This is a genomic window from Kitasatospora sp. NPDC002543 (assembly GCF_053594915.1).
The window spans coordinates 188,659-214,958 of record NZ_JBSFWR010000003.1 but is presented as its reverse complement, the minus strand read 5'-3'; the positions used below and the strand labels follow the sequence as shown (position 1 = coordinate 214,958).

The 26,300-nt window shown below is 73.6% G+C and carries 25 protein-coding genes and 1 pseudogene; 16 read left to right on the top strand and 10 right to left on the bottom strand.

The annotated features are described in order from the left end of the window. Together ACWD4P_RS02975 and ACWD4P_RS02970 are read left to right on the top strand one after the other, a co-directional pair. Positions 1 to 236, top strand: a pseudogene (locus ACWD4P_RS02975) (malate synthase A); the annotation flags it as partial. Positions 237 to 408: 172 nt separating this feature from the next. After that, positions 409 to 795 (top strand): allophanate hydrolase-related protein, encoded by a 387-nt coding sequence (locus ACWD4P_RS02970; protein WP_359817947.1) that lies wholly within the window; start codon positions 409 to 411, stop codon positions 793 to 795. Between the two features lie 431 nt (positions 796 to 1,226). On the opposite strand, the gene ACWD4P_RS02965 is transcribed toward ACWD4P_RS02970, so the two are convergent. The 7 genes from ACWD4P_RS02965 to ACWD4P_RS02935 form a co-directional block, all read right to left on the bottom strand. Then, positions 1,227 to 2,612, bottom strand: coding sequence for an 8-oxoguanine deaminase (locus ACWD4P_RS02965; protein ID WP_449778357.1), 1,386 nt, complete (start codon positions 2,610 to 2,612; stop codon positions 1,227 to 1,229). A 66-nt stretch (positions 2,613 to 2,678) separates the two neighbouring features. Further along, entirely contained in the window at positions 2,679 to 4,190 is a 1,512-nt protein-coding gene (locus tag ACWD4P_RS02960) for a nucleobase:cation symporter-2 family protein (RefSeq protein ID WP_449778356.1), read from the bottom strand. Between the two features lie 291 nt (positions 4,191 to 4,481). Beyond that, entirely contained in the window at positions 4,482 to 5,402 is a 921-nt protein-coding gene (pucL, locus tag ACWD4P_RS02955; RefSeq protein WP_359817953.1) for a factor-independent urate hydroxylase, read from the bottom strand. Positions 5,403 to 5,434: 32 nt separating this feature from the next. Further along, a complete protein-coding gene (gene uraH, locus ACWD4P_RS02950) occupies positions 5,435 to 5,770 on the bottom strand; it encodes a hydroxyisourate hydrolase (protein ID WP_359817955.1) in 336 nt (111 codons plus the stop codon). Between the two features lie 117 nt (positions 5,771 to 5,887). Further along, on the bottom strand, positions 5,888 to 6,403 hold the full coding sequence (uraD, locus tag ACWD4P_RS02945; protein ID WP_449778355.1) for a 2-oxo-4-hydroxy-4-carboxy-5-ureidoimidazoline decarboxylase: 516 nt from the start codon (positions 6,401 to 6,403) through the stop codon (positions 5,888 to 5,890). A gap of 244 nt (positions 6,404 to 6,647) precedes the next feature. Then, positions 6,648 to 7,028 carry a helix-turn-helix domain-containing protein gene (locus tag ACWD4P_RS02940; protein ID WP_359817959.1) on the bottom strand — a complete coding sequence of 127 codons (381 nt, stop codon included), beginning with the start codon at positions 7,026 to 7,028 and terminating at the stop codon, positions 6,648 to 6,650. Beyond that, positions 7,025 to 7,279 carry a thiamine-binding protein gene (locus ACWD4P_RS02935; RefSeq protein ID WP_359817961.1) on the bottom strand — a complete coding sequence of 85 codons (255 nt, stop codon included), beginning with the start codon at positions 7,277 to 7,279 and terminating at the stop codon, positions 7,025 to 7,027. The genes ACWD4P_RS02940 and ACWD4P_RS02935 overlap by 4 nt, the downstream gene beginning before the upstream one ends. A gap of 217 nt (positions 7,280 to 7,496) precedes the next feature. Between ACWD4P_RS02935 and ACWD4P_RS02930 the strand changes: the two genes are divergently transcribed. The 14 genes from ACWD4P_RS02930 to ACWD4P_RS02865 all read left to right on the top strand — a co-directional run bounded on the left by ACWD4P_RS02930 (position 7,497) and on the right by ACWD4P_RS02865 (position 22,778). Next, complete coding sequence (locus ACWD4P_RS02930) at positions 7,497 to 8,342, top strand: TIM barrel protein (protein WP_449778354.1); 846 nt, start codon at positions 7,497 to 7,499, stop codon at positions 8,340 to 8,342. Between the two features lie 133 nt (positions 8,343 to 8,475). After that, positions 8,476 to 9,363, top strand: a complete 888-nt coding sequence (locus ACWD4P_RS02925; RefSeq protein WP_449778353.1) for a 2-hydroxy-3-oxopropionate reductase — start codon at positions 8,476 to 8,478, stop codon at positions 9,361 to 9,363. A gap of 462 nt (positions 9,364 to 9,825) precedes the next feature. Beyond that, on the top strand, positions 9,826 to 10,968 hold the full coding sequence (locus ACWD4P_RS02920) for a glycerate kinase (RefSeq protein ID WP_449778352.1): 1,143 nt from the start codon (positions 9,826 to 9,828) through the stop codon (positions 10,966 to 10,968). 114 nt (positions 10,969 to 11,082) lie between these two features. Beyond that, on the top strand, positions 11,083 to 12,501 hold the full coding sequence (gene allB / locus ACWD4P_RS02915; RefSeq protein WP_449778351.1) for an allantoinase AllB: 1,419 nt from the start codon (positions 11,083 to 11,085) through the stop codon (positions 12,499 to 12,501). Further along, the gene (alc, locus tag ACWD4P_RS02910) at positions 12,498 to 13,694 is read left to right on the top strand and encodes an allantoicase (RefSeq protein ID WP_449778350.1); all 1,197 of its coding nucleotides are present in this window, start codon (positions 12,498 to 12,500) and stop codon (positions 13,692 to 13,694) included. The genes allB and alc overlap by 4 nt, the downstream gene beginning before the upstream one ends. Before the next feature lie 104 nt (positions 13,695 to 13,798). Then, positions 13,799 to 15,259: a catalase gene (locus ACWD4P_RS02905; RefSeq protein ID WP_449778349.1), complete on the top strand. Its 1,461-nt coding sequence runs from the start codon at positions 13,799 to 13,801 to the stop codon at positions 15,257 to 15,259. Positions 15,260 to 15,525: 266 nt separating this feature from the next. Further along, positions 15,526 to 16,305, top strand: coding sequence for an IclR family transcriptional regulator (locus ACWD4P_RS02900; RefSeq protein ID WP_449778348.1), 780 nt, complete (start codon positions 15,526 to 15,528; stop codon positions 16,303 to 16,305). A gap of 315 nt (positions 16,306 to 16,620) precedes the next feature. After that, entirely contained in the window at positions 16,621 to 17,535 is a 915-nt protein-coding gene (locus ACWD4P_RS02895; RefSeq protein WP_359825527.1) for a metal-dependent hydrolase, read from the top strand. A gap of 40 nt (positions 17,536 to 17,575) precedes the next feature. Further along, positions 17,576 to 18,664, top strand: coding sequence for a PDR/VanB family oxidoreductase (locus ACWD4P_RS02890; RefSeq protein WP_359825525.1), 1,089 nt, complete (start codon positions 17,576 to 17,578; stop codon positions 18,662 to 18,664). A 16-nt stretch (positions 18,665 to 18,680) separates the two neighbouring features. After that, positions 18,681 to 19,640, top strand: coding sequence for a M24 family metallopeptidase (locus ACWD4P_RS02885; RefSeq protein ID WP_449778347.1), 960 nt, complete (start codon positions 18,681 to 18,683; stop codon positions 19,638 to 19,640). Then, positions 19,637 to 21,409 carry an SDR family oxidoreductase gene (locus tag ACWD4P_RS02880; protein ID WP_449778346.1) on the top strand — a complete coding sequence of 591 codons (1,773 nt, stop codon included), beginning with the start codon at positions 19,637 to 19,639 and terminating at the stop codon, positions 21,407 to 21,409. Before ACWD4P_RS02885 ends, ACWD4P_RS02880 begins: the two co-directional genes overlap by 4 nt. Before the next feature lie 95 nt (positions 21,410 to 21,504). Continuing rightward, positions 21,505 to 21,702 carry a type II toxin-antitoxin system VapB family antitoxin gene (locus ACWD4P_RS02875; RefSeq protein WP_449778345.1) on the top strand — a complete coding sequence of 66 codons (198 nt, stop codon included), beginning with the start codon at positions 21,505 to 21,507 and terminating at the stop codon, positions 21,700 to 21,702. Beyond that, positions 21,695 to 22,111: a PIN domain-containing protein gene (locus ACWD4P_RS02870; protein ID WP_449778344.1), complete on the top strand. Its 417-nt coding sequence runs from the start codon at positions 21,695 to 21,697 to the stop codon at positions 22,109 to 22,111. The genes ACWD4P_RS02875 and ACWD4P_RS02870 overlap by 8 nt, the downstream gene beginning before the upstream one ends. Before the next feature lie 46 nt (positions 22,112 to 22,157). Continuing rightward, positions 22,158 to 22,778: a LysE family translocator gene (locus tag ACWD4P_RS02865; protein WP_359825512.1), complete on the top strand. Its 621-nt coding sequence runs from the start codon at positions 22,158 to 22,160 to the stop codon at positions 22,776 to 22,778. A gap of 19 nt (positions 22,779 to 22,797) precedes the next feature. On the opposite strand, the gene ACWD4P_RS02860 is transcribed toward ACWD4P_RS02865, so the two are convergent. The 3 genes from ACWD4P_RS02860 to ACWD4P_RS02850 all read right to left on the bottom strand — a co-directional run bounded on the left by ACWD4P_RS02860 (position 22,798) and on the right by ACWD4P_RS02850 (position 26,011). Next, on the bottom strand, positions 22,798 to 23,091 hold the full coding sequence (locus tag ACWD4P_RS02860; RefSeq protein WP_449778343.1) for a hypothetical protein: 294 nt from the start codon (positions 23,089 to 23,091) through the stop codon (positions 22,798 to 22,800). 99 nt (positions 23,092 to 23,190) lie between these two features. Beyond that, a complete protein-coding gene (locus ACWD4P_RS02855; RefSeq protein WP_449778342.1) occupies positions 23,191 to 24,405 on the bottom strand; it encodes an XdhC family protein in 1,215 nt (404 codons plus the stop codon). Positions 24,406 to 24,541: 136 nt separating this feature from the next. After that, positions 24,542 to 26,011 carry an NCS2 family permease gene (locus ACWD4P_RS02850; protein WP_449778341.1) on the bottom strand — a complete coding sequence of 490 codons (1,470 nt, stop codon included), beginning with the start codon at positions 26,009 to 26,011 and terminating at the stop codon, positions 24,542 to 24,544. Positions 26,012 to 26,300: the final 289 nt, after the last annotated feature.

The window sequence follows — 26,300 nt, the reverse complement described above, 5'->3', positions numbered from 1 at the left end:
AGGTCTGGCAGTGGATCCACAACGGGGTCGTGCTGTCCGACACCGGCGAGAAGGCCACCGCGGAGCTGGTCCGCGCCCTGGTCGCCGGGGAGTCGGCCGAACTCCGCGCCGAGTTGGGCGAGGAGGCCTACGGAGCCGGACGCTGGCGCGAGGCGGCCGGGCTCTTCGAACAGGTCGCCCTGGCCGAGGAGTTCGTGGACTTCCTGACCCTCCCGGCGCTCCGCCTGCTGGGCTGAGCCCCGGCCGTCCCGGCCCGGACGGCCCCGGCCCGTCCCGCCCTGCTCCGTTCCGTACGGCGACGGATTCACCCGTCCCCCCGCCGTCGTACGGAACGGCCTCTTCCGTTCTCCGGCACATTCCCGGCTCTTTCCCGTACCTCCCGGTACTTCCCGGCACAGGAGTTGAACCATGGCACGCATCTTCTTCAACGGTCAGGCGATGGTCGGCGGCCCCTTCCACGCGAAGGTCTCGGACGCGTTGATCGGGCCGGCCCGGACGGCGTCCGGCTACCGCTTCTTCTCCATCGACGACGTGTGCCCGGGGCTCCTGCGCGATCCGGCCGTCGACACCGCGATCGAGGGCGAGCTGTACGACATCAGCCTGGAGCGCCTGCGGGACGTCATCCTCCCCGGCGAGCCGCGCGAACTGGAGCTGGGTGTGATCGAGTTGGAGGACGGGTCGGCCTGTCTGTCGATGCTGCTGGCCCGTGGCGAGGTCGAGCGCGGAGTGCACCGCGAGATCACCCACCACGGTGGCTGGCGCACCTACCTGGCCACGTTGGGACGGACGGCCTGACGGCCCGACGGCCCGACGGCTGAGCGCTGACATCCGACGGATGACGGCGGACGGATGACAGCTGACGAAAGTTGTCATCTGTCATCCGTCCGCTGTTCCCCGCCCGCGCGCGGCCCTGGACATGCCGCGGCCCCGGACCCTCGCCGTGGGTCCGGGGCCGCGGTCCGCGTGCCGGGAGCGGCGAACAGATGTCGGACAACGGACAACGGACAACAGATGTCAGATGACAGATGATGAAAGTTGTCACCTGTCACCTGTCCGCCGTCCCGCGCCGCGCGGAGCCCGGAGGCGCACCGTCCCTGGGCGCCCCCGGGAGTACGGGGGTGAACCACGGCCCCGGCCCGGGTGCCGAACGGGATCCGACACCGGACCAGACGCCGGCCCCGGACCCGCCCCCGGCCCCGACCCCGGCCCCGGACCCGGTCCGGGCGTCAGACCGGACGGGCCGCCAGCTCGCGCGCGGCGCGGGCGCAGTCGCGCGCGATCCGGTCCTCGTTGACGGTGGTCAGCTGCCCCTTCTCGACCACCGCGTTGCCGTTGACGAACAGCACCGACAGCGGCGGCAGCGCGCCGAAGGTGAGCGCGGCGACCGGGTCGGCGATGGACGAGTGCATGATCCCGTCGATCTTCCACAGCGCCAGGTCGGCGAGCTTGCCGGCCTCGATGGAGCCGATCTCGTCCTGCCGGCCGAGCACCCGGGCGCCGCCCATCGTGCCCAGCCGCAGCGCCTGCCGTCCGGTCAGCGCGGCGGGGGAGCCGTGCAGCCGGTTGATCAGCAGCGCGTTGCGCAGCTCCGTCCCCAGCTCGCCGGACTCGTTGGAGGCGGTGCCGTCCACCCCGAGCCCGACCGGGACGCCGGCCCGGAGCATGTCGGGCACCCGGGCGATGCCGGCCGCCAGCCGGGCGTTGGAGGACGGGCAGTGGGCGACGCCGGTGCCGGTCTCGGCGAACTTGGCGATGTCGGAGTCGTTCATGTGCACGCAGTGCGCCATCCAGACGTCCTCGCCGAGCCAGCCGACCGACTCGAAGTAGTCGGTGGGCCCCATGCCGAACAGCTCCTTGCAGAACTCCTCCTCCTCGGCGGTCTCCGAGCCGTGGGTGTGCAGGCGGACGCCCTTGCGGCGGGCGAGTTCGGCGGTCCGGCGCAGCAGGTCGGTGGAGACGGAGAAGGGCGAGCAGGGTGCGAGGGCCACGTGCAGCATCGAGCCGTAGGAGGAGTCGTGGTAGCGGTCCACGGCGGCCTCGGAGGCGGCCAGGATGTCGTCGAGTTCCTCGACGGCGTGGTCCGGCGGCAGCCCGCCGTCCTTCCGGGAGCGGTCCATCGAGCCGCGCAGCGCGGTGAATCGCAGGCCGAGTTCCCGGACGGCCTCGACGGAGGCGCCGAGGACGTCGCCGCCGTCCTTCGGGAAGACGTAGTGGTGGTCGGAGGCGGTGGTGCAGCCGGATTTGAGGAGTGCGGCGGCGGAGCCCTGGGTGGCGGCGTGCACGAGCTTCTCGTCGATCCGTGCCCAGGTCGGGTAGAGGGCGACCAGCCAGTCGAAGAGGATGTCGTCCTGGGCCAGCCCGCGGGTGATCCACTGGTAGAAGTGGTGGTGGGTGTTGACCAGGCCGGGGGTGATCAGGTGGCCCTCGCCGTTGATCCGGCGCACCACGTTGTCCAGCCACGCGGGGGCGGGGCCGTCGCCCACCGTCTCGACGGTGTTGCCGAGGACGACCACGTGGCCGCGGGCGTACTCGGTGTCGTGCGCGTCCACGGTGGCGATCGCGGCGTTCTCGATCACGATCCGCTGGTCGGCGGGAGGGGGCTGGACTGCCATGGTGTGACTCCTAGGGGAGGGCCGGGAGGGCGCGTACCGAATGGTGCGCGCCCCGCGGTAAGCCGGTCAGGACGGTGTCGCCTTCGGAACTGTCGGGCCCTTCGGAACGGTCGGACCCGTCGCGCCGCCGGCGGCCGGGCCGGACCCGGACCCGGATCCGGACCCGGCCCGGCGGGCGGCCCCGACGTGGTGGAAGAGCAGGTTGAGCAGGACGGCCATCACGCAGCCGGCCGAGATCCCGGAGTGCAGCAGGGTCCGGGCGGCCTCCGGGAAGGAGTCGTAGAACGTCGGCACGGCGATCGGGACGATCCCGACACCGAGCGAGACCGACACCAGCACGGTGTTCGAGCCGGACTCCATGCCGGCCTCCGCGAGGGTGCGGATGCCGCTGGCCGCGACCGTGCCGAAGAGCACGATCCCGGCGCCGCCGAGGACGGGCTGCGGAACCAGGGAGACGAGCGAGCCCAGCACGGGGAACAGCCCCAGCAGGACGAGGATGCCGCCGCCGGCCGCGACCACGAAGCGGCTGCGGATCCTCGTCAGCGCCACCAGCCCGATGTTCTGGGCGAAGGCACTGGCGGCGAAGCCGTTGAAGACGGGGCTGAGCGCGGTGGCCAGACCGTCGGCCCGCAGGCCGGCGGCGAGGGTGGGTTCGTCCGCCTCGCGGTCGACGATCCGGCCGAGGGCGAGCATGTCGGCGGTGGACTCGGTCATCGAGACCACCATGACGATGCACATCGAGACGATCGCGGCGGCGTCGAACACGGGCGCGCCGAAGTGGAACGGAGACGGGAGCGAGAAGACCTTCGCGTCCCCGACCGCGCCGAAGTCGGCCAGCCCCAGCGGGAAGGCGACCAGGGTGCCGAGCGCCAGCCCGATGAGCAGGGACAGCTGCTGCCAGAATCCGCGCAGCAGCCGGTTGCAGAGCACCACCGCGGTGAGGGTGACCGCGGCGAGGCCGACGGCCCGCATGGAGCCGTACCCGGGGGCGCCCGGCGAGCCGCCGCGCGCCCAGTTGACCGCCACCGGAAGCAGGGACACCCCGATGAGGGTGATCACGGTGCCCTGGACGACCGGGGGGAAGAACCGGATGAGCTTGCAGAAGTACGGCGCCGCGAGGAAGCACAGGAGCCCCGCGACGATCACCGCTCCGAAGATCACCGGTAGGGCGGTCTTCGGTCCGTGCTCCTTCGCGATGGCGATCATGGGTGCGACCCCCGCGAAGGAGACGCCGTTCACGAACGGCAGTCGCGCGCCGATCTTCCAGACGCCGAGCGTCTGGAGGAGGGTGGCCAGTCCGGCGGTGAACAGGCTGGCCGAGATGAGCAGGGCGAGTTCGGCGGGGGAGAGCCCGACGCCGGCGCCGACGATGAGCGGGGGTGCGACGACTCCCGCGTACATCGCGGCGACGTGCTGGAGCCCGGTGGAGAACAGCTTCACCGGGGGCAGCACCTCGTCCACGGGGTGGGTCCCGTGCCCGGGCGGCGCACCGGGGAGGTGTGCCGGCGTGCCGTCCGGGCCGTGGGGTCTTGCCGGGGTGGAACCGCCGTCTGTACTGGTGGTGTTGCTGGGTGCCATGTCGAGCCCCTCTTGTGCCCGTGGCTCCCGGCGCGCCCGTGGCGCCGGAGTGCGGCTGGTGCCGATGTGGCCGAGGGCGGGACGGCGGTGCAAGGGTCCCTCGGCCGGCCTCTCCGGTGCGCCCCGGGCCGGCCGCCGCGAGGCAGACACGAACTCCGGTGGGTGGGGGAGAAACTGCTGGTACGGGTGGTGCGGGGGTGGGGGCGGTGGAGCGGCCCCGCCCGGTGCGACCGGCCCGCGCGGGCCGGAAGGAGCGGCGATGCCGGGCGGCGTCCACCTGCTGGGGGAACGTCAGGCGACCGGGATGACCGGGACGACGCCCTCGCGGTGCACGGTGCCCTCGATCAGGCCGTACATCCGGTCGGCGGCGAAGTAGACCTCGTTCTCGTTCTTGAGGCCGAACGGTTCCAGGTCGACCAGGAAGTGGTGCTTGTTGGGCAGTTCGAGGCGGACCTCGTCCACCTCGGCGCGGTTGTCGAGGACCCGGGTGCCCATCGCGTGCAGGGTCTGCTGCAGCGAGTAGGAGTAGGTCTCGGCGAAGGCCTCCAGCAGGTGCCGCTTCACCTGGGTGTAGGAGCGGTTCCAGTTGGGCTGGGCCTCGCCGGCCCCGCCGCCGTAGCCGAACTTCCAGCGGGCGGTGACCTGGGTGGCGAGGATGCGGTCGTACGCCTCCTGGAGGGTGGTGTAGTCGTCCTTGATGTAGCCCCAGAACTCCGAGTTGGTGGAGTTCATGACGACCAGGTCCTTCAGGCCGGAGACGACCTGGACGGACTGCCCGTCGTAGACGATCTCGCTGGTGCGGACCTCCCGGCCGCTGCGGACGAAGGAGTGGCCGACCTCCTCGGAGCCGATGAAGCGGGCCGAGCTGTCCGGGGTGCGGATCCGGTCCCAGGCGTACTCCTCGATCCGGATCCGGGCGCCGTGCACGACGCCGCGCTCGGTGTCGTCGACGAAGTGGCGTGCCAGGAGGATGCCGAACGCCTCGGCCGACTCGATGCCGTACTCCTTGGCGAAGGCGTACACGGTGTTCTTGGTGGTGTCGGTGGGGAGGCAGTTGGCGTTGGATCCGGTGAGGTGGACGTCCTCGAACTCACCGCGGAGCGAGACCGAGACGTTCAGGTCCTTGATCTCGTGCCGGGTGGAGTCGCGGTGGATCCGGACGATGCGGTTCTCCGCCTTGCCGTACTGGTTCTGACCGAGTACGTGGGCCATGACGTGGCTCCTGGGTTCTCGAGGTCGGTCCACTAGCTTCCGCGGTAGACCGAGTAGCCGAACGGGGTGAGCAGCAGCGGCACGTGGTAGTGGTGCTGGTCGGGCGCGACCGTGAAGACGATCGAGACCTCGGGGAAGAACGGCGGCTCGGAGGACCCGGGCGCGAGGTACGCGCCGGTGTCGAAGAGCAGCCGGACGACCGAGCCCGCCTCCACGGCCGGCAGGTCCTTGACCCGGCCGTCGGAGTCCGTGGCGGAGGTGCCGAGCACCTGCCAGCCACCCTCGGTGTGCAGCGCGAGCTCGACCGGGACACCCTCGGCCGGGCGGCCGAGGCTGGTGTCGAGCACGTGGGTGGAGATGCCAGCCATGGGTGAAGTGACCTTACTGATGGCAGGGGTGATGATGTGTCAGATTCGCGGCGAGGTGCGCCTGGTGGAATCCTGCGCGACGTGCGGCGGGGTTGCGGCAGTCATTCCGGCGATGCGTCAGTTCGTGTCGAGCAGGCGGTTGAGCCGGATGTCGTTGATCTTGCGCAGCTCTCCGCGGACGATCTCCGCCTCCGTGGCGGCGTCGTGGGGGTGGCGCTCGCGCAGGGCGGCGAGCATGCCGGCCGCGGTGCGGCCGGTCGCGCAGATCAGGAACACATGGCCGAACTTGGCCTCGTAGGCGGCGTTGGCCTCGCGCAGTTCGTCGAGGAGCGCCCGGTCCACGCCCTGGATTCCGGCCTGTTCGCGCTCGGAGACGGTGTCGCCCGCGGTGGGTTCGCCGATCCGGGCGTGGCCGGCCATCGCGTCGCGCAGGTCCTCGGCCGTCAGGGAGGCCGTGGCCGCCGCGTTGGCGGCGAGCAGGGCGTCACGGTCGGACCAGGGGCCGGTCGCCGCGACCGCGGCGGCCCAGCGGGGGCTGGAGCAGACCTCCAGCAGGACCTCTTCCAGTTCCGCGGTGCCGGCCGCGGTCAGGGCGTCGAGGGCGTGGGGGTGAGGGTGGGGGTGGTTGGTCACGAGTGGACCTCCTGAAGAGTGGTGCCACCCGGAAAAGCTAGATCGGCCCCACCCGGCCGTCAACACTTTGTTGAACGGTTGGTGGTTACGTTTTGAACCGGGCCACGAGACCGGGCCCTTTCGTGTGCGATTCGCCAAGTGTGCCCCGCCGCAGGCCGATCCAGTCCTGCCGTGCCGGCGGGGTCACCCGTTCGGAAGCCCCGGGGCGGGGGCCGCACGCGCCCCGGAGGCGCCGAACCGGGCGTCAGGACGACTTCGCGCCGTCCTGGCGGTTCAGGTAGTTGTACACGGTGAAGCGGCTGACGCCCAGGGCCGAGGCGACGGTCTCCACGCCGTGGCGGACGGTGAACGCCCCGCGCTCCTCCAGCAGGGCGACGACCCGCTGCTTCTCCAGGCGGTCGAGCTCGGCCAGCGGGCGGCCGTCGAACTGGCGGGTCATCTCGGCGAGCAGCCGGTCCAGCGCGCTGCTCAGGTGCGGCAGCCGCACGGCCAGGGCCGGCGAGCCCTCCCACTCCAGGACCACGTCGTCGGGCTTGGCCTCGTCCAGGGGGACGGGCGTCGCGCCGACCGCGGCCAGCAGCGGCTTCACCGCCGCGGCGAGCGGGTGTTCCACGTTCTCGGTCACGGCGTACCGTCCTCCTCGCCCAGCACGCTGACCTGGACGGAGATCCGGGTCGCCCCGGCGTCCAGGGTCTCCTTGAGCAGCTTGGTCACCGCGGCGAGCACCTGCTCGGCCCCGCCCTCGGCGCCGGTGCCGAAGGGGCCGACGGACACGGACAGGCCGGCCTCGTCGACGACCTTGCGGGCCGCCGAGGCGTGCTCCGGGAACGTGTCCAGTTCGAACGGTTCTGTCGTGAACTCCACCATCAATCGCACGGGGTCACTGTAGCGAGCGGGGGTTGCGGGCGGGTGGGGGCCGGGTGATCGAACGCTCCGGCCCCGGTCGTGGCGAACCCTCGGGGCTTCTTCAACAAAATGTTGCGACTCCCTTGACACTCGCCCGGCGGGCGGAGATGCTTCCACCACACAGAATCTCCCTTCCGCATTGTGGAATTCACGATGCCGGGGAAGGTCGGGGGAAGAGAGATGAGAGGTGAGCGACGTGACGGCGGCCGCCAAGCACGGCTTCACGGTCAACCTGTCGATCCTGTTCGGTGAACTGCCGCTCCTGGAGCGCCCCGCCGCGGCCGCCGCGGCCGGCTTCACCGCGGCCGAACTCTGGTGGCCCTTCGGTGCGGAACACGACCCCGCGCAGGCCGAACTGGACGCGCTGCGCAAGGCGTTCACCGACGCAGGCGTGCGGCTCACCGGACTCAACCTCCTCGACGACCTGAGCAAGGGGGCCCGCGGAACCGTCTCGGTGCCCTCCGAGCGGGACCGCTTCCGCGCCAACCTCCCGGTCGCCGCGGAACTCGCCGCCTCGCTCGGCGCCACCGCGCTCAACGCGCTGTACGGCAACCGGGTCGAGGGCGTCGACCCGGCCGAACAGGACGCCCTCGCGCTGGAGCACCTGGCGCTCGCCGCGCGGGCCGCGCACGGGATCGGCGCCGTCCTGCTGATCGAAGCCCTGAACCGGGCCGAGTCCCCGGACTACCCGCTGGTCTCGGCCGCCGCCGCGGTCGAGGTGGTCGACCGGGTCAACGCCGCCACCGGCCTGGGAAACGCCAGGTTCCTCTGCGACCTCTACCACCTGGCCAGGAACGGCGAGGACCTGGCGGCGGTCATCGACACCCACGCCGACCGCATCGGCCACGTGCAGATCGCCGACACCCCGGGCCGCAACGAGCCCGGCACCGGCGAGCTGGACTTCGAGGACCTGTTCGCCCGGCTCTCGGCGGCGGGCTACACCGGCTCGATCGGCCTCGAGTACCGCCCCTCCGGCGGGGTCAGCACCGACAGCTTCGGGTGGTTGCCGCGCGAGCTGCGCGCCGCCAAGTAGCGCCGCCGACGACCGCCGCCGACGACCGCCGCCGAGTAGCGCCGCCGACGACCGCCGCCGAGCGGCGCCGTCAGGTACCGCCGCCGGCCCGCCCCGACCACCCACCCGCGCACACGTAAGGAACCTCGACGCGATGAGCCGCAAGATCGCCTTCATCGGCCTCGGCATCATGGGCAGCCCGATGGCCGCCAACCTGGTCAAGGCCGGCCACCACGTCACCGGCTTCAACCTCACCCGGCCGCCGATCGACGCCCTGGTGGCGGCCGGCGGCCACGGCGCCGGCAGCATCGCGGAGGCGGTGCGGGACGCCGAGGTGGTCATCACGATGGTCCCGGCCGACCCGCAGGTCGAGCAGGTCGTCCTGGGGGAGGGCGGCGTGCTGGAGAACGCCCGGACCGGCACCCTGCTGATCGACATGTCCTCGATCACCCCGCAGACCTCGATCAGGGTCGAGGCCGCCGCCGGGGAGAAGGGCGTCCGCACCCTGGACGCCCCGGTCTCCGGAGGCGAGGCCGGTGCCGTCGAGGCCGTCCTGTCGATCATGGTCGGCGGCGCCGCCGAGGACTTCGCCGAGGCCGAGCCGCTGTTCGACGCACTGGGCACCACGGTCGTCCACGTCGGCCCGTCCGGTGCGGGCCAGACCGTCAAGGCCGCCAACCAGCTGATCGTCGCGGCCAACATCCAGGTGCTCGCCGAGGCCGTGGTGTTCCTGGAGAACGCCGGCGTCGACCTCGCGGCCGCGCTGGACGTGCTCGGCGGCGGTCTGGCCGGCTCCACCGTGCTCAACCGCAAGCGGGCGAACATGCTGAACCGGGAGTTCGCCCCCGGCTTCCGGATCGACCTGCACCACAAGGACATGGGCATCGTCACCGACGCGGCCCGTGCCGTGGGCGCCGCTCTGCCGGTCGGTGCCGTGGTGGCCCAGCTGGTCGCCTCCGCCCGGGCCAACGGCGACGGTTCGCTCGACCACTCGGCGCTCCTGCGCGGTGTCGAGCGGCTCTCCGGGCGCGAGGTCGCGTAACACCGCCCGGGGCTCCGCCTGCGGAGCCCCGGCCCGAACTCCTCCTGGCGGCGTGTACCCATTCCGGTCGTGCCCGCGCCGCCAGGAGGGCGGATCCGACCGGTGGGCGGGCCGGGGCTCATCCGCCCGCCCGCCGGTCGACCCGGGCCGGTGACGCGTACGTACCCCCTGGGGGCACTCCGGTCGTGCCCGGTGCGCGTCGCCCGGCCCCCTCCCCGCCGCGGGGAGCCCCTCGTGCGTCGGAAGCGGGACGAGGGGGACCGGCGGGGAGGGGACGCACCCCTCCTGACGACCGGCGACGGACCCGGCCCGCAGCTGCCCCGGGCCACCGGTGACGGACCCGGCCCGCAGCTGCCCCGGCCCCTCCGGGCGAGGGGCTCGCACCCCCGGCCGCCCCGGGCCCATGCTGGACAGCACGCCGCGGAACCACCGCCAGACCCGTACGGAAGCGAGGAGCGCGCCATGCCCCCCACCCCCCACCAGGGCCATGTGGTCGTCGCCCCCGACAAGTTCAAGGGCAGTCTGGAGGGCGCCGAGGCGGCGGCCCGGATCGCCGCCGGCATCCGGCGCGCCGCGCCCGGCACCGAAGTGCGCGAACTGCCCGTCGCCGACGGCGGCGAGGGCACTCTGGCCGCCGCGCTCGCGGCCGGCTTCGGCAGGGTCCCGGCGAAGGTGGCCGGCCCGACCGGACTGCCGGTGGACGCCGCGCTGGCCGTCCGGGGCGACACCGCGGTGGTCGAGCTGGCGCAGGCCTGCGGCCTCGCCCGGCTGCCCGGCGGCCGGACCGCGCCGCTCTCGGCCGGGTCCTACGGGGTGGGCCAGCTGATCGCCAGGGCGGTCTCGCTCGGCGTCGAGCGGATCGTCCTGGGCCTCGGCGGCAGTGCGAGCACGGACGGCGGCGCCGGCATGCTGCAGGCGCTCGGGGTGCGGCTGCTGGACGCCGACGGCGTCGAACTCCCGCCGGGCGGTGCCGCGTTGCGCAGGCTCGCGGAGATCGACCTCGGCCCGCTGGCCGGCGCCCTGGGCGGGGTCGAGGTCGTGGTGGCCTGCGACGTGGACAACCCGCTGCTCGGGCCGCGCGGCGCCGCGGCCGTCTACGGTCCGCAGAAGGGCGCCGGCGGCGCGGACCTGGTGGTCCTGGAGGCGGGGCTGACCCGGTTCGCCGACCTGGTCGCCGGGGCGACCGGCCGGGACGTCCGGGAGGCGCCCGGCGCGGGCGCCGCGGGCGGGGTGGGCTTCGCCGCCCTGGCCCTGCTCGGCGCCACCATGCGACCCGGCATCGAGCTGCTGCTCGACCTGCTGGGCTTCGACGGGGCCGTGCGTGGGGCGCGTCTCGTCGTGACCGGCGAGGGCTGCCTGGACGCGCAGACGCTCCATGGCAAGGCCCCCGCCGGAGTCGCCGCGGCGGCGGCCCGGGCGGGGGTTCGGGTGGCCGCCGTGGCGGGCCGGCTGGAGCTCTCCGAGCCCGAGTGGCGGGCGGCCGGTTTCACCGCCGCGATCGCCCTGACCGACCTGGCCGAACGGCCGGGGGAGAGCATGACCAGGGCCGCCGAGCTCGCCGAACGCGCGGGGGAGCGGCTGGCCGGCCGGTTGCTGCCGGGCTGATTCCTCGCCCGTCCATCCATTGACGTTTTGTTGAAGGCGGGCCTAGGCTCCCGGCAATCCTTCGCCTCCACCCGTGTTCCCGCACTCCCGACTCCCAGGTTTCGGAGGTTCGCCATGCCTTTCGGCCAGCCCACGGTGATCCGCTCCCGGCGGGCGGTCCTGCCCGACGGCGAGCGCCCCGCGGACGTGCTGATCCAGGACGGCAGGATCGCCCGGACGGCCCCGCACGGTTCGCTCGCGGCCCGCGAGGGCGAGCTCGTCGACCTCGGTGACACCGCCCTGCTGCCCGGGCTGGTCGACACCCACGTGCACGTCAACGAGCCCGGCCGCACCGAGTGGGAGGGCTTCGCCACCGCCACCCGGGCCGCCGCGGCCGGCGGTGTCACCACGGTCGTCGACATGCCGCTCAACTCGATCCCGCCCACCACCACGGTGGCCGGGCTGGCGGCCAAGCGGAAGGTCGCCGAGGGGCAGGCCTGGGTCGACCTCGGCTTCTGGGGCGGGGCCGTCCCCGGCAATGTGGCCGAGCTCGAACTCCTGCACCGGGAGGGCGTGTTCGGCTTCAAGAGCTTCCTCGCCCCCTCCGGCGTGGACGAGTTCCCGCACGTCGAGGCCGTCGACCTGGAGGCGGCGCTGGCCGAGCAGGCCCGGATCGGGGCGCTGGCGATCATCCACGCCGAGGACCCGGCCGTGCTCGCCGCCGCCCCGCAGCAACCCGGCGTCCACTACCGGGACTTCCTGGCCTCCCGGCCCGCCGACGCGGAGACCGAGGCCGTCGCCCACCTGCTCGACGCGGCCCGGCGCACCGGGGCCCGGGTGCACGTCCTGCACGTCTCCTCGGCGGCCGTGCTGCCGCTGCTGCGGCAGGCGAGGGAGGACGGCGTGCGGGTGACCGCCGAGACCTGTCCGCACTACCTGACCCTCGCGGCCGAGCGGGTGCCGGACGGCGACACCGCCTTCAAGTGCTGCCCGCCGATCCGCGACGAGGCCAACCGGGACGCGCTCTGGGAGGCCCTGGCGAACGGCGAGTTCATCGCCGTCGTCTCCGACCACTCGCCGTCCACGCCCGACCTCAAGCTGCTGCCCGAGTACGGCGGCAGCGGCGACTTCGCGGCCGCCTGGGGCGGGATCGCCTCGCTCCAGCTGGGCCTGCCGGCCGTCTGGACCGAGGCCCGCCGGCGCGGCCACGGCCTGGCCGACGTGGTGCGCTGGATGTCCGCCGGCCCGGCCGAACTGGTCGGCCTGACCGGCACCAAGGGCGCCATCGCGGCCGGCCACGACGCGGACCTGGTCGCCTTCGACCCCGACGGCGGGTTCGCCGTCCGGGCGAGCGGGCTGCACCACCGCAACCCGGTGACGCCGTACGCGGGACGCACCCTCACCGGTGCGGTGCGCGCCACCTGGCTGCGCGGCCGCGAGGTGGACCCCGCGGCCCGCCCGTTCGGCCGGCAGCTCGTCCGGCCGCACGCCCGCCCCACCACCGTTCCGTCCGCACGCGCCCACATCCGCACGCGCCCAAAGGAGAGTCAGTGACCACTGTCGACACCCAGAGTGCTCCCTTCACCGAGCTGGTCAACCTGGCCTCACGGCTGCTCGGCGCGGGCGTCGTCGCCACCGACGAGGACACCTTCGCGGACGCCGAGAACCTGCTGGTCGCCGCGCCGGCCGAGTTCCGCCCGCACACCTTCGGCCACAAGGGCCAGATCATGGACGGCTGGGAGTCCAGGCGCCGCCGCGGGGCCTGCGCGGACCACCCGCACCCCACCGACGAGGACCACGACCGGACGATCGTCCGGCTCGGCGCCGCCGGGGTGGTCCGCGGCGTGATCGTGGACACCGCGCACTTCACCGGCAACTACCCGGAGTCCGCCTCCGTCGAGGCCGCCTCCGTCCCGGGCCACCCCTCGCCCGAGGAGCTCCAGGACGCCGAGTGGACCACGATCGTGCCGCGCACCGCGCTCAGGGGCGACACCGCCCACGAGTTCGCCGTCACCGACGGCACCCGGTACACCCACGTGCGGCTGAACATCTTCCCGGACGGCGGCGTCGCCCGGCTGCGGGTGCACGGCGAGGTGCTGCCCGACCCGCGCGAACTGGACGGCCTCACCTTCGACCTGGCCGCCCAGGAGTACGGCGGCGTGGCCGAGGCGGCGTCCGACCGCTACTTCTCCTCCCCGCACAACCTGAACGCTCCCGGCCGAGCCTCCGTCATGGGCGACGGCTGGGAGACCCGGCGTCGGCGCGACAAGGCCAACGACTGGGTGCAGATCGCCCTGGCCGGGGGCGGTGAGGTCCTGGCCGCCGAAGTGGACACCTCCTGCTTCGTCGCCAATGCCCCCGGCTGGGCCGACCTGATCGGCTTCGACGCCTCGACCGGGGCCGACCCGGCGGACGGCGAGTGGTTCGAACTCCTGCCCCGCACCAGGCTCCAGCCCGACACCCGGCACCGCTTCCGGCTCGACGCGGGCCGCCCGGTGACCCATGTGCGCGTCAACGTCCACCCCGACGGCGGCCTGGCCCGCCTCCGGCTCACCGGCCGCCTCACCGAGGCCGGCCGCACGGCCCTCGCGCTGCGCTGGTTCAACGCCCTCCCGGCCGCCGAGGCCGCCGCGGCCCTCACCGGGGCCGGCCTCACCGCCGCCGAGGCCGCCGCGCTGACCGCCGCCCGCCCGGCCGCCGATCCGGCCGCCGCGGCGGCCGTGGTCCGGAGCCTGCTGGGCGGCTGACGGCCCCGGGACCGTCCCGTGGCACCCGCCCGGGCGGCGATCTGACGGACCGTCAATTAAGACTCCCCCGAGCACGGCACTTATCGACACCCGAAGGACCCTCCATGCCCAAGATCCTGACCACGGAGTCCGGCGCCCCGGTCGCCGACAACCAGAACTCGGCCTCGGCCGGCGAGTACGGACCGCTGCTGATCCAGGACCAGCACCTGCTGGAGAAGCTGGCCCGGTTCAACCGCGAGCGCATCCCGGAGCGCGTGGTGCACGCCCGGGGGTCGGGCGCGTACGGCTACTTCGAGGTCACCGACGAGGTCGCGAAGTACACCCGGGCGGGCTTCCTCTCCGAGGTCGGCAAGCGCACCGAGGTCTTCGTGCGCTTCTCCACCGTCGCCGGCAACCTGGGCGCGGCCGACGCGGTGCGCGATCCGCGCGGCTTCGCGGTGAAGTTCTACACCGAGGAGGGCAACTACGACCTCGTCGGCAACAACACCCCGGTGTTCTTCCTCAAGGACCCGGTGAAGTTCCCCGACTTCATCCACTCGCAGAAGCGCGACCCGTACACCGGGGTGCAGGAGGCGGACAACGTCTGGGACTTCTGGTCCCACTCGCCGGCCTCGACCCACCAGATCACCTGGCTGTTCGGCGACCGCGGCATCCCGGCCTCCTACCGCCACATGAACGGCTACGGCTCGCACACCTACCAGTGGGTCAACGCCGACGGCGAGGCCTACTGGGTGAAGTACCACTTCAAGACCAATCAGGGCATCCGATGCCTGGACGGCCGGCAGGCCGCCGAGGTGGTCGGCGGCGACGCCGACTCGCACCAGCGCGACCTCCACCAGGCCATCGGGCGCGGGGTGTTCCCGTCCTGGACCCTCCACGTCCAGCTGATGCCGGTGGCCGAGGCCGCGGACTACCGCTTCAACCCCTTCGACCTCACCAAGGTGTGGCCGCACGCCGACTACCCGCTGGTCAAGGTCGGCCGCCTGGTGCTCAACCGGAACCCGGAGAACGTCTTCGCCGAGGTCGAGCAGGCCGCCTTCTCGCCGAACAACTTCGTGCCGGGCATCGGCCCGTCCCCGGACAGGATGCTCCAGGGCCGCCTGTTCGCCTACGCGGACGCCCAGCGCTACCGCCTCGGCGTCAACCACACCCGGCTGCCGGTGAACGCCCCGCGCGCCACCGAGGCCCACAACTACGGCCGGGACGGCCTGATGGCCGTCGACGGCGCCGGCCGCGGCAGGAACTACGAGCCCAACTCGTACGGCGGGCCGGCCCAGACCGGCGAGGCCCTGGCGGCGCCGGTCGAGGTGTCGGGCCACACCGGCAACCACGCCACCCCGGCGCACGCCAAGGACGACGACTTCTTCCAGGCCGGCGAGCTGTACCGGCTGATGTCGGCCGGCGAGAAGGCCCGTCTGATCGAGAACCTCGCGGGCTTCCTGGCGCAGGTCTCGCGCGAGGACGTGGTGGAGCGCAACCTCGCCCACTTCCGCGCCGCGGACGAGGAGTACGGTGCCAGGCTGGCCGCCGCCGTCGCCGAACTGCGGTCGGACGACGAGGGCTGACCCCGGCTCGGGGGCGTGCGCCGCCCGCCCGGTCCACCGTCCGCACCACCACCCCCGCGGCCGCCGGGCCCGTACCCGGCGGCCGCGGGACGGGCCCTTCCCCCCGGGCGGCGGGGGGAAGGGCCCGTCGCGTCCGCCCAGGTCGGCGGGTGGTGCTACACGGATTGTTCACGGATATGTACGGACGGCAGTCGTCGGAGCCGCCGGGTCGATAGGCTGGTGGACGCCCGCGGTCGCTCCGTGGGGGGACATCGGAAGGGGACGACATGTCGACACCAGCCCCGGGTCGTCACGCCGCGCCGGACCAGGGCCCGGCGGGCCCGTTCACCTCCCTCCAGCACGCCCTCAGACTGCTGGAGGCGGTCGACCGCCACCCCGACGGAGCCACCCTGGTGGCCCTCGCCCGGGAGACCTCGCTCGGTCTGCCGACCGTGCGGCGGCTCGCCGAGATCCTTGAGGTCGAGGGCTACCTCCAGTGCCAGGACGGCGGTTGGCTGCTCGGCGGCACCTTCGCCCTGCTCGGCCAGCACAACCGGGAGCAGCTGGTGAAGGCCCGGCTCAACCGCAAACTCGCCGAACTGCGGGACGAGTTGGGCGCCGCGGTGTACTTCAGCCGGTACCACGAAGGCGAGTTGTCGGTGGAGGTGGTCTCGGCCGCCGACTACGCGCCGGCGGTGCAGGAGTGGGTGGACTTCCGGGCCACCGCGCACGCCAGCGCGATCGGCAAGTGCCTGCTCAGCCAGCTGGACGCGGACGGCCGGCGCGACCACCTCTCCCGGCATCCGGTCGCCCGGCTCACCTCCCGCACCGTCACCGACGCCGACCAGCTGATGCACCGGCTGGAGCGGCAGCCGGCCACGGTGCCGGTGCTGGACATCCAGGAGTACGCGCTGGGCACGGTGTGCGCGGCGGTGCCGATCACGGCGGGCAGTACGGTCGGCTGCCTGGCCACCTCGATGCCGGCGGACAACGTCCACAAGCTGAAGGCCGCCGCCGAGCTGCTGGCGGCCCGGGCGGCGCCGCTGATGCTGGCGATGGCGGTCTGACGGCGGATCGGCGGCGCGCGCCGCGACGGGCCGGGCTGGACCGGTTCGGACCGGGGCCCACCGGCTCCGGCCGGGGCCGACCGGTTCGGACCGGAGTCCGCGCCGCGAACGGGAGTTCGGGGAAGCCCTGCCGGGAAACCGGTGGGGCTTCCTGCGTTTCCCGTCTTTCCCGTCTTTCCCGTGGCGCCCGCCGGTGCGGGCGTCACTTATTAGACTCGATGTCGATAAGAGTCGCCGAAACCCTTGTCCCCACGGCTACCCGCGAGTACGTTTCCCTGGAGCCGAGCCGCCGCCCCCAGGTCAGGAGGGCCTGCCATGCCCCGTCCCACCCCCGTCCCCGCCCTCGCCGCACCCGCCGCGCGCGTGCACGACAGCCTCGTCCTGGAGCCCCGGGACGTCCGCTTCGACTGGGCCCAGCTGCCGCTGCACTGGATCCCGGACGAGCCGATGGCCACCCACGTCATCAACGTGCTGCACCTGCTGCTGCCCGAAGGGGAGCGCTGGTTCGTCAAGGTCTTCAAGGAGGCGCTGCCGCTCATCCGGGACGAGCAACTGCGCGAGGAGGTCCTCGGGTTCATCGGGCAGGAGGCCATCCACGCCGAGGCCCACCAGGAGGTCCTGGACCACCTGCTCGCCCAGGGGCTCGACCCCCGGCCGTACGTCCGGCAGATCTCCTGGCTGTTCCAGCGGGTCCTCGGCGACAAGCCGGGACTGACGCCGGCCCGGCAGCGGGAGAACGTCATCGAGCGGGTCGCCTTCATCGCGGCGATCGAGCACTTCACCGCCTTCCTCGGCGACTGGGCGCTCAACTCCCCGGGCCTGGACCGGGCCAAGGCCGACCCGACGATGCTGGACCTGCTGCGCTGGCACGGCGCGGAGGAGGTCGAGCACCGCAGCGTCGCCTACGACCTGATGGTCCACCTGGACCCGGGCTACCTGCGCCGGGTGCGCGGCATGGCGGTGTCCGGGCCGCTGCTGGTCCACCTCTGGGTGCGCGGCGCCCGCTTCCTGCTCGCCGCCGACCCCAGCCTGGACGGGCGGCTCAAGCCCACCTGGCGGGAGGCGGGCCGGATCGCCAGGCGCGGACTGCTGCCGGACCCGCTCCGGTCGATCCGCTCCGGGCTGCGCTACCTGCGGCCGGGCTACCACCCGACCCAGGAGGGTTCCTCCAGCCAGGCGCTGGGCTACCTCGCCACCTCCCCGGCCGCCCGCGCGGCCGCCGGGCGCTGAGCCCGGTCCTCCTCCCCTCCCACCCCAAGGACCCCGCCGGATGGACCTGCTCACCCCGCCCCCCGACCTCTACGGCCGGCCCCGCGCCGACGGCTTCATGCGCTGGCTCACCGCCTTCGGCGACCGCTACAGCCCGGCCCTCGGCGGACCGCTGCTGCGCCGCAGCCCCCGCCGGCCGTACAGCCGCCCCACCCCGCCGCTCCGGCTGGTCGTCACCGAACGCCGCCGACTGGCCGCCGACGTCGTCGAGTTGAGGCTCGCCGACCCCTCCGGGGGCCGGTTGCCCGGCTGGCAGCCCGGCGCCCACCTGCGCCTCACCCTGCCCTCCGGCCGCGAGCGCCACTACTCCCTGTGCGGCGACCCGGCCGACCGCACCGCCTACCGCATCGCCGTCCGGCGGCTGCCCGAGGGCGGCGGCGGGTCCGTCGAGGTCCACGACGCCCTGCACCCCGGCACCCGGCTCACCGCCCGCCGCCCGCGCAACGGCTTCGCCTTCTGCGCCGAGCCCGCCGTCCTCCTGCTGGCCGGCGGCATCGGCATCACCCCGCTGCTCCCGATGGCCCGCGAGGCGCAGCGGCACGGCCTGGACTGGCGCCTGGTGCACGTCGGCCGCAGCGCCGACACCCTGCCCTGCACGGACGAACTGCGCGCCCTCGACCCGCACCGGGTGGTCCTGCGCACCGACGACGAGCACGGCGGCGTGCCCACCGGCGCCGAACTGCTCGCCCACGCCCCGCGCGGCGCCGCCGTCTACTGCTGCGGCCCGGCCCCGATGCTCGCCGCCGTGCAGCGCGCCCTGGACGCGTCCCCCGCCGCCTCCCTGCACTTCGAGCGCTTCGGCGCCGCCCCGGTCACCGACGGCGAGCCGTTCGCCGTCCGCCTCGGCACCGACGGCCCGACCCTCGACGTCCCCGCCGACCGCTCCGCCCTGGACGTGCTGCGCGAGGCCCGCCCCGATCTCCCGTACTCCTGCCACCAGGGCTTCTGCGGCACCTGCGAGGTCCGCGTGCTGGCCGGCGCGCCCGACCACCGGGACCGCCGCCTCACCCCCGAGCAGCGTGCCGCCGGCGCCCTGCTGCCCTGCGTCTCCCGGGCCGGCGAGGGCGAGACCCTCGTGCTCGATCTCTAGAAGGAGAGCCTCCGCCATGGCGAAAGCGACCCCCGCCTTCCGCTACACCGAGCGCGACCTCGCCCGCTTCCGCGAGACCCAGCAGCTCGCGTACCACTGCGCCGAACAGGTCGCCGCCTGGATCGAACCCGGTGTCACCGAGCGGCAGACGACCGCCGAGCTGCGCCGCCGCCTGGTCGCCGCCGGGGTGCAGGACTTCTTCCACGTCCCCTTCGCCTGGTTCGGCGACCGCACCGCCTTCCGGCACTTCCGCACGCCCCTGCAGTTCTTCGCCGGCAACCGCCGGCTGGAGGAGGGCATGCCGTACGTGCTGGACTGCGCGCCCGTGGTGGACGGCTACACCGCCGACATCGGTTACGGTGGCAAGGTCGGCGAGAACCCGGTCTGGGACCGCCTGGCCGCCGACCTCAAGGTCTACCGCGAGCTGATCGTGGCCGAGGTGCGGGCCCGCAAGCCGCTCGCCGAGGTGTACGCCGCGGTGGACGCCCAGATCGCCGCGCACGGGTACGACAACCGCCACCGGGTCTACCCGGGCCGGGTGATCGGCCACCAGGTGACCCGCAACACCGCGCGCGGTCCGGCCGGGGTGAACGTCTTCGGCTTCGGCGTGCGCACCCTGCAGACCCTCGGCCGGGAGCTCGTCTCCGAGCGGCTGCACGGCCGTTCCCCGCTCTGGGCGGACGGCCGCTCGTCCCGGCACGCGCCCACCCCGGGCCTGTGGGCGGTCGAGCCGCACATCGGCTTCCGGGGCGTGGGCATCAAGTTCGAGGAACTGCTGGTGGTCACCGAGGACGACGCCTACTGGCTCGACGACGATCTGCCGCACGTCCGCCGCTGGACGGCCGGCACCGAGCAGACTGTCACCGGACAGCGCATCACCGGGCAGGGCGTCACCGAGCCGACCGCCCCCGGCCCCGACGCCGCCGAGCCGACCACCGCCACCGCGCCGAGCACCCCCCTGGAGGCCACCCGATGACGTTCCCGACGAAGCGCCCGTCGGCCTCCCCGGCCGCGCCCCCACCCGCACCCCCGGTCCGCCGCCGGACCGTCCGCTCCGGCGGCCTCCCGCTCGCCGTCTTCGAACAGGGCGACCCGGACGCCCCCACCGTCCTCCTCGTGCACGGCTACCCCGACACCCACACCGTCTGGGACGACATCGCCGCCGACCTCGCCCGCGACCACCACGTGGTCCGCTACGACGTGCGCGGCGCCGGCGAGTCGGCCGCCCCCGTCGACCGGGCCGGCTACCGCCTGGAGCACCTCGCCGAGGACCTGTTCGCCGTCGCCGACGCCGTCAGCCCGGACGGCCCGGTGCACCTGGTCGCCCACGACTGGGGCTCGATCCAGTCCTGGGAAGCCGTCACCGAGCCCGGCGCCGAGCGCCGGATCGCCTCGTACACCACGCTGTCCGGCCCCAGCCTGGACCACATGGGCCACTGGCTGCGCCACCGGCTGCGCCGCCCCACCCCGCGCCACCTCGGGCAGCTGCTGCACCAGGGCCTGCACTCCTGGTACATCACCGCCTTCCACCTGCCCTTCCTCGCCCCGGGCGTGTGGCGCCTCGGACTGGCCCGGGCCTGGCCGCGGGTGCTGCGCGACCTGGAGCACGTCACCCCGCGCGCCGACCACCCGCAGCCCAGCCTGCGCCGCGACGCCGTCCGTGGCATCGAGCTGTACCGGGCCAACTTCCGCCCCGCGCTGGGCAGTCCGCGCGAGCGGCCGACCGAGGTGCCGGTCCAGCTGGTCACCCTCACCCGGGACCGGTACGTCGGCACCTACCTCTCCGAGGGGCTGGAGCGCTGGGCGCCGAAGCTGACCCGCAGGACGCTGCACGCCGGCCACTGGTCGGCGCTGCTGGAGAAGGGATCCACCGTGGCCGGAATGGTCCGCGAGTTCGCCGCGCGCACCGGCGCGGGACAGGCCGGGGGCCCCGGGGGCGACGGCCGGCTGGTCGTGGTCACCGGCGGCGGCAGCGGCATCGGCCGGGCCACCGCGCTCGCCTTCGCCGAGGACGGCGCCCGGGTGGTGGTCTGCGACCTCGACCTCGCGGCCGCCGAGCGCACCGCCGAACTCGCCTCGCTGATCGGCCCGAAGGCGCACGCCTACCGGGTGGACGTCTCCGACGGCGCCGCGGTGGACGACTTCGCCCGGACCGTCGCCGCCGAGCACGGGGTGCCCGACGTCGTGGTCAACAACGCCGGCATCGGCCACTCCGGGACGTTCCTGCAGACCACCGAGAAGGAGTGGCAGCGGGTCCTGGACGTCAACCTCTGGGGCGTGATCCACGGCTGCCGCGCCTTCGGCGGCCTGATGGCCGACCGCGGCCAGGGCGGCCACATCGTCAACGTCTCCTCCGCCGCCGCCTACCTGCCGTCCAAGGCGCTCACCGCCTACGCCACCAGCAAGGCCGCCGTGTTCATGCTCTCCGACTGCCTGCGCGCCGAGTTCGTCGGCCACGGCATCGGCGTCTCCACCATCTGCCCCGGCATCGTCAACACCAACATCACCCGCACCTCCACCTTCTCCGCCACCACCTCCGGCGAGCAGGCCGCCAAGCAGGCCCGCGCCGCCAAGCTCTACGCCCGCCGCGGCTTCCCCCCGGAGAAGGTCGCCGCCGCCATCGTCACCGCCGTCCGCACCGGCCGGCCCGTCGTGCCCGTCACCCCCGAGGCCAAGGTCGCCCGCTTCCTCTCCCGCCTCAGCCCCGGCCTGCTGCGCCTCGCCGCCCGGCTCGACGTCACCTGATCGGCTGAACAACGACTGACCAGGGCATACGGGCCTGTGACATCAAGTACCGTCGGTGCTGATATTGCAGGCCCGCTCCGCTTGGGAGGCCGACCATGGCTCGTACCGTGATAGACGTCAACGACGAACTGTTGGCCGAGGCCGCCGAGATCCTTGGTACGACGACCAAGGTGGCCACCGTCAACGCCGCCCTTGAGGATCTCGTGAAGCGCCGCAAGCGTGAGACCTTCATGGCCTGGCTCGCCGAGGGCGGACTGCCTGATCTCACCGGGCCGGTGGAAAAGGATGAGTGAGCGCTTCCTGATCGACAAGTCGGCTTTCGCTCGCTTCTCCAAGCCGGTGGTCAGGTCGGTCCTCAGGCCGATGATCAGCAGAGGGCTCGTAGCCATCTGCGGCGCTGTCGAACTGGAGATCATGCACAGTGCCCTTTCCAAAGCCGACGCCCTGCAGATCCGGGAGGGCCTGAGCGGCTTCGACTGGCTGCCCACGCCCGACGAAGTCTGGGACCGGGCCATCGAGGTGCAGGCCCTCCTCACCTCGTCGGGCAACTGGCGGGCGCTGTCGGTGCCGGACCTCGTCATCGCTGCCACCGCTGAGCGCCATGGCGCCACCGTGCTGCACTACGACGGCGACTACGACATGGTCGCTGCCGTCACCGGCCAGCCGACGGAGTGGGTCGTTCCTCCGGGGTCGGCGGACTGACGGGCGGCCGACGGGGCCGCCCGGGGCTGTGAGAGCATCGAGGCCCATGGAGATGACAACCGCCCTGTGGTCCTTCGCCCTCGTCGTGGGGCTGCTCACGCTCACGCCCGGACTCGACACGGCGCTGGTCCTGCGGACCTCGGCCCTGGGGCGGCGCCGGCAGGCGTGGGGGGTCGTGCTGGGGATCCAGACCGGGACGCTGCTCTGGGGGACGCTGACTTCGGCCGGGGTGACGGCGCTGCTGACCGCCTCGCAGGTGGCCTACGAGACCCTGCGCTGGGCGGGTGCGGCGTACCTGGTGTGGATGGGCATCGGGATGCTGCGCAACCGGGGCGGCGAGGCGGCGGTCGAGGAGGAGCCGGAGGACGGCGGGTTCGCGCACGGCTGGCGGCGGGGCACGCTGACCAATCTGCTGAACCCCAAGGTCGGGGTCTTCTACGTGGCCGTGCTGCCGCAGTTCATCCCGGCCGGGGTCCCGCACTTCGCCGCCGGCGTGGCGCTGACCTGCGTGCACGTGGTCGAAGGCCTGCTCTGGTCGACCGTCCTGGTGGGCTTCGCCCGGGTGCTGCGCGGCTGGCTGCGCAAGCCGGCCGCCCGGCGGCTGATGGACCGGGTGACCGGCGCGGTGGTGATGGGCTTCGGTGTGAAGCTGGCGCTGGGCGACTGACCGTCCGTCCCGGGCCCGATCAGCCGTGGAGGCGCTTGAGTCCCTCCGTGAGCTCGTCGGCGGTCATGCAGATGTTCAGGTCGACGGTGGCTTCGAGTTGCAGCCAGAACGGCTCGGCGAGGGACGGCAGCGAGGCCTCGTCCGCGACGTCGACGACGAAGACCATGGTGCGGCGGCCGTGGCGGCTGAGGAAGTAGGCCGCCTCCGGTTTGATCCGGTCGAGGATCTGCTGGATCCCTTCGCCGATCGTTCCCTCGGTGATGAGCTTGTTCGAGGCCGCGGTGTCGAGTTCGACCTCCAGCAGGGCACGCATGATCCCTGCTCCTTCCCCGGGCTCGGGAGAGCCCGCAACTCCAGCCTCCCGCCGAGCCGGTGGCCACGCAACGTGAGCGGATCCGGAGTGCGTTCCGGTTCAGGCCGCGTGGGTACGGGGATTCGGGCCGCTCGCCGTGCCCTCGGCGTCACCCTCCGTCGCCGCGCGAGGCAGGTCGTGATGGATCGGCCCGTCCGAGGCGCTCAGCGGCAGGCAACTGCCGCCGCGCCGGTGGGCGACGATCTCGGCGGCGACCGAGACCGCCGTCTCCTCCGGGGTGCGGGCGCCGAGGTCCAGGCCGATCGGGGAGCGCAGGCGGGCCAGTTCGGCCTCGCCGAGTCCCGCCTCGCGCAGCCGGGCCACGCGGTCCCGGTGGGTGCGGCGCGAGCCCATCGCGCCGACGTAGCCGACCGGCAGCCGCAGGGCGCGCTCCAGCAGCGGGATGTCGAACTTGGCGTCGTGGGTGAGTACGCAGAGCACGGTGCGCCCGTCGATCCGGCCGAGCTGGGAGTCCAGGTAGCGGTGCGGCCAGTCGACCACCACCTCGTCGGCCTCCGGGAAGCGACGGGCGGTGGCGAAGACGGGCCGGGCGTCGCAGACGGTCACGTGGTAGCCCAGGAACTTGCCGATCCGCACCACCGCGGCCGCGAAGTCGATCGCCCCGAACACCAGCATCCGCGGCGCGGGCACGTACGACTCGACGAAGCAGGTGACGGTGCCCTGCCGGCGGTCGTCGCAGGGGCGGCCGTCCAGGCCGAGCACGAGCCGGCCGGTGCGTCCGGCCTCCAGCATCGCCCGGGCCCGCACGACGACCGCCCGCTCCAGTCCGCCGACCGTGGAGGGGGCGGGGGAGAGGGCGCCGGTGACGCCGTCGGCGGTGACCGCCAGCGTGGCCCCGACCAGCCCGCCCGGCCCGCCCGGCCCGGCGATCACCCGCACCAGCGCCACCGGCGTGCCGGCCGCGATGTGCGCGATCCCGGTGTCCAGCCCGGCGTCGGCCCCCGGCACCACCGGCTGGACGAACACGTCCAGGACGCCGCCGCAGGTCAGACCCACCGCGAAGGCGTCCTCGTCGCTGTACCCGAAGCGTTCCAGCACCGGCTCGCCGCTCGTGATGGCGGCCCGGCACAGCTCGTACACCGCGCCCTCGACGCAGCCGCCGGAGACGCTGCCGACCGCCTCGCCGTCCGCGTCCACGGCCAGGGCCGCCCCGGGGTCGCGCGGAGCGCTGCCGGAGACACCGACCACGGTGGCCACGGCGAAGCGGCGCCCGGACGCGTGCCAGGCCCGCAGCTGCTCGGCGATGTCCTGCATGGGGAGGGCTCCTTACACGGTTTCGACAGTAGCGGGAGACGCCGCCGTACGGGAAACGATCCCGTACGGCGGCGGTGGCGCCCAAGCGGCGGCGGGGAACGGGGAACGGGGGCGGGGTGCGGCAGGGGACGGACGTCTAGTGCACGCCCAGCCAGGACTTGACCGGGGTGATCGCGAAGTACACCACGAACACCGCGGTGAGGATCCACATCAGCGCCCCGGGCTCGCGCCACCGCCCGACCCCGGCCTTGATGGCGGTGTACGAGACGACGCCGGCCGCGACGCCCGCGGTGATGCTGTACGTGAACGGCATCAGCACGCAGGTGAGGAAGGCCGGGACGGCCACCTCGCGGTCGGCCCAGTCGATGTGCCGGGCCTGGCTCATCATCATCGAGCCGATCACGACCAGGGCGGCCGAGGCCACCTCGACCGGGACGATCCCGGCGATCGGCGAGAAGAACAGCATCAGCGCGAACAGGGCGCCGGTGACGGTGGAGGCGAGCCCGGTGCGGGCGCCGTCGCCGACGCCGGTGGCGGACTCGACGAAGACGGTCTGCCCGGAGGCGCCCGCCAGCCCGCCGACCGCGCCGCCCGCGCCGTCGATGAACAGTGCCCTGGACAGCCCGGGCATCCGGCCCCGCCGGTCGGCCAGTCCGGCCTCGGTGCCGACGCCGATGATGGTGGCCATCGCGTCGAAGAAGCCGGCCAGCACCAGGGTGAACACCGCGACCGAGGCGCTGATCGCGCCCATGCCGTGCGCGCCGAAGGCGCCGAACAGGTCGACGTGGCCGAACAGGCCGAAGTCCGGTGCGGAGACCGGACTGCCGGGCCAGACCGGTACCGAGCTCCTCCAGGCCTCGGCGGGGATGTGCGCGGCGCTGTTGACGACCATCGCGAGTACGGTGCCGCCCGCGATGCCGATCAGGATGGCGCCGCGGGTGCCGCGCGCCATCAGCACGAAGATCGTCAGCAGGGTGACGCAGAAGACCAGGACCGGCCAGCCGGCCAGCTCGCCGGCCGGGCCGAGCGAGAGCGGGGTGGGGCCGCCGGTGTGCATGAACCCGGCCTTGTAGAGGCCGATCACCGTGACGAACAGGCCGATGCCGATGGTGATGGCGTGCTTGAGTGGCAGCGGGATCCCGTTCATGACCCGCTCGCGCAGCCCGGAGACGACCAGCAGCACGATCAGCAGGCCGTAGATCACGCACAGGCCCATGGCCTGGGCCCAGGTGGTGTGCGGGACGACCAGGGCCGAGACCGCGCCGGAGACGGAGAGCCCGGCGGCGAGCGCGAGCGGCACGTTGCCGACCAGGCCCATCAGGACGGTGGTGACGGCGGCGGCCAGCGCGGTGGCGGTGGTCAGCGCGGCGCGGTCCAGGGTGGCGCCGGTGACGTCGGCGCCGCTCAGGATGATCGGGTTGAGCAGGATGATGTACGCCATCGCCATGAAGGTGGTGAGCCCACCGCGCAGTTCGGCGGCGAGGGTCGATCCCCGGGCCGAGATCCTGAAGTAGGCGTCCAGGGCGCCGGTGGGGCGGTTCCCGGCGGTTGTGTCGTCCGCCGGTCTGTCTTCGGTGGTGCCGGGCTCCGTGGGGATCCTGGGCATGTCCACTCCCAAGTGTCAAAGGGGGTTGGGGTGGGCGAGCCGACCTGACTGCCGGTCAACGAAGCGGCGTAGGGGGACGTATCGACTCACTGGGGCGCCGGCGGCACCCGCGGCGGGAGGCGGTGGGCGCGGAGTGCGGCCGGTGGGGGCGAGCGCACCGCTGCGCGCCCCGGCGTGGGCGGGGCAGCGGGTGGATCAAGGGTGGCAGGGGCAGGGGCAGGGGGCAAAGGGCAGGGTGCGGGGAGCCCCGGGGCGGCGCGGAGGACGGACGGCCGCCGCCCCGGGGTGC

What these genes read in the sequence shown, in the direction of transcription:
- ACWD4P_RS02890 (WP_359825525.1), top strand. Translation starts at nt 17,576, where the DNA reads ATGGACCTGCTCACCCCGCCCCCCGACCTCTACGGCCGGCCCCGCGCC.
- ACWD4P_RS02965 (WP_449778357.1), bottom strand. Translation starts at nt 2,612, where the DNA reads ATGGCAGTCCAGCCCCCTCCCGCCGACCAGCGGATCGTGATCGAGAAC.
- ACWD4P_RS02860 (WP_449778343.1), bottom strand. Translation starts at nt 23,091, where the DNA reads ATGCGTGCCCTGCTGGAGGTCGAACTCGACACCGCGGCCTCGAACAAG.
- ACWD4P_RS02895 (WP_359825527.1), top strand. Translation starts at nt 16,621, where the DNA reads ATGCCCCGTCCCACCCCCGTCCCCGCCCTCGCCGCACCCGCCGCGCGC.
- ACWD4P_RS02875 (WP_449778345.1), top strand. Translation starts at nt 21,505, where the DNA reads ATGGCTCGTACCGTGATAGACGTCAACGACGAACTGTTGGCCGAGGCC.
- ACWD4P_RS02880 (WP_449778346.1), top strand. Translation starts at nt 19,637, where the DNA reads ATGACGTTCCCGACGAAGCGCCCGTCGGCCTCCCCGGCCGCGCCCCCA.
- ACWD4P_RS02905 (WP_449778349.1), top strand. Translation starts at nt 13,799, where the DNA reads ATGCCCAAGATCCTGACCACGGAGTCCGGCGCCCCGGTCGCCGACAAC.
- ACWD4P_RS02900 (WP_449778348.1), top strand. Translation starts at nt 15,526, where the DNA reads ATGTCGACACCAGCCCCGGGTCGTCACGCCGCGCCGGACCAGGGCCCG.
- ACWD4P_RS02970 (WP_359817947.1), top strand. Translation starts at nt 409, where the DNA reads ATGGCACGCATCTTCTTCAACGGTCAGGCGATGGTCGGCGGCCCCTTC.
- ACWD4P_RS02855 (WP_449778342.1), bottom strand. Translation starts at nt 24,405, where the DNA reads ATGCAGGACATCGCCGAGCAGCTGCGGGCCTGGCACGCGTCCGGGCGC.
- ACWD4P_RS02960 (WP_449778356.1), bottom strand. Translation starts at nt 4,190, where the DNA reads ATGGCACCCAGCAACACCACCAGTACAGACGGCGGTTCCACCCCGGCA.
- uraH (WP_359817955.1), bottom strand. Translation starts at nt 5,770, where the DNA reads ATGGCTGGCATCTCCACCCACGTGCTCGACACCAGCCTCGGCCGCCCG.
- ACWD4P_RS02920 (WP_449778352.1), top strand. Translation starts at nt 9,826, where the DNA reads ATGCCCCCCACCCCCCACCAGGGCCATGTGGTCGTCGCCCCCGACAAG.
- allB (WP_449778351.1), top strand. Translation starts at nt 11,083, where the DNA reads ATGCCTTTCGGCCAGCCCACGGTGATCCGCTCCCGGCGGGCGGTCCTG.
- ACWD4P_RS02885 (WP_449778347.1), top strand. Translation starts at nt 18,681, where the DNA reads ATGGCGAAAGCGACCCCCGCCTTCCGCTACACCGAGCGCGACCTCGCC.
- ACWD4P_RS02865 (WP_359825512.1), top strand. Translation starts at nt 22,158, where the DNA reads ATGGAGATGACAACCGCCCTGTGGTCCTTCGCCCTCGTCGTGGGGCTG.
- ACWD4P_RS02850 (WP_449778341.1), bottom strand. Translation starts at nt 26,011, where the DNA reads ATGCCCAGGATCCCCACGGAGCCCGGCACCACCGAAGACAGACCGGCG.
- ACWD4P_RS02870 (WP_449778344.1), top strand. Translation starts at nt 21,695, where the DNA reads ATGAGTGAGCGCTTCCTGATCGACAAGTCGGCTTTCGCTCGCTTCTCC.
- pucL (WP_359817953.1), bottom strand. Translation starts at nt 5,402, where the DNA reads ATGGCCCACGTACTCGGTCAGAACCAGTACGGCAAGGCGGAGAACCGC.
- ACWD4P_RS02925 (WP_449778353.1), top strand. Translation starts at nt 8,476, where the DNA reads ATGAGCCGCAAGATCGCCTTCATCGGCCTCGGCATCATGGGCAGCCCG.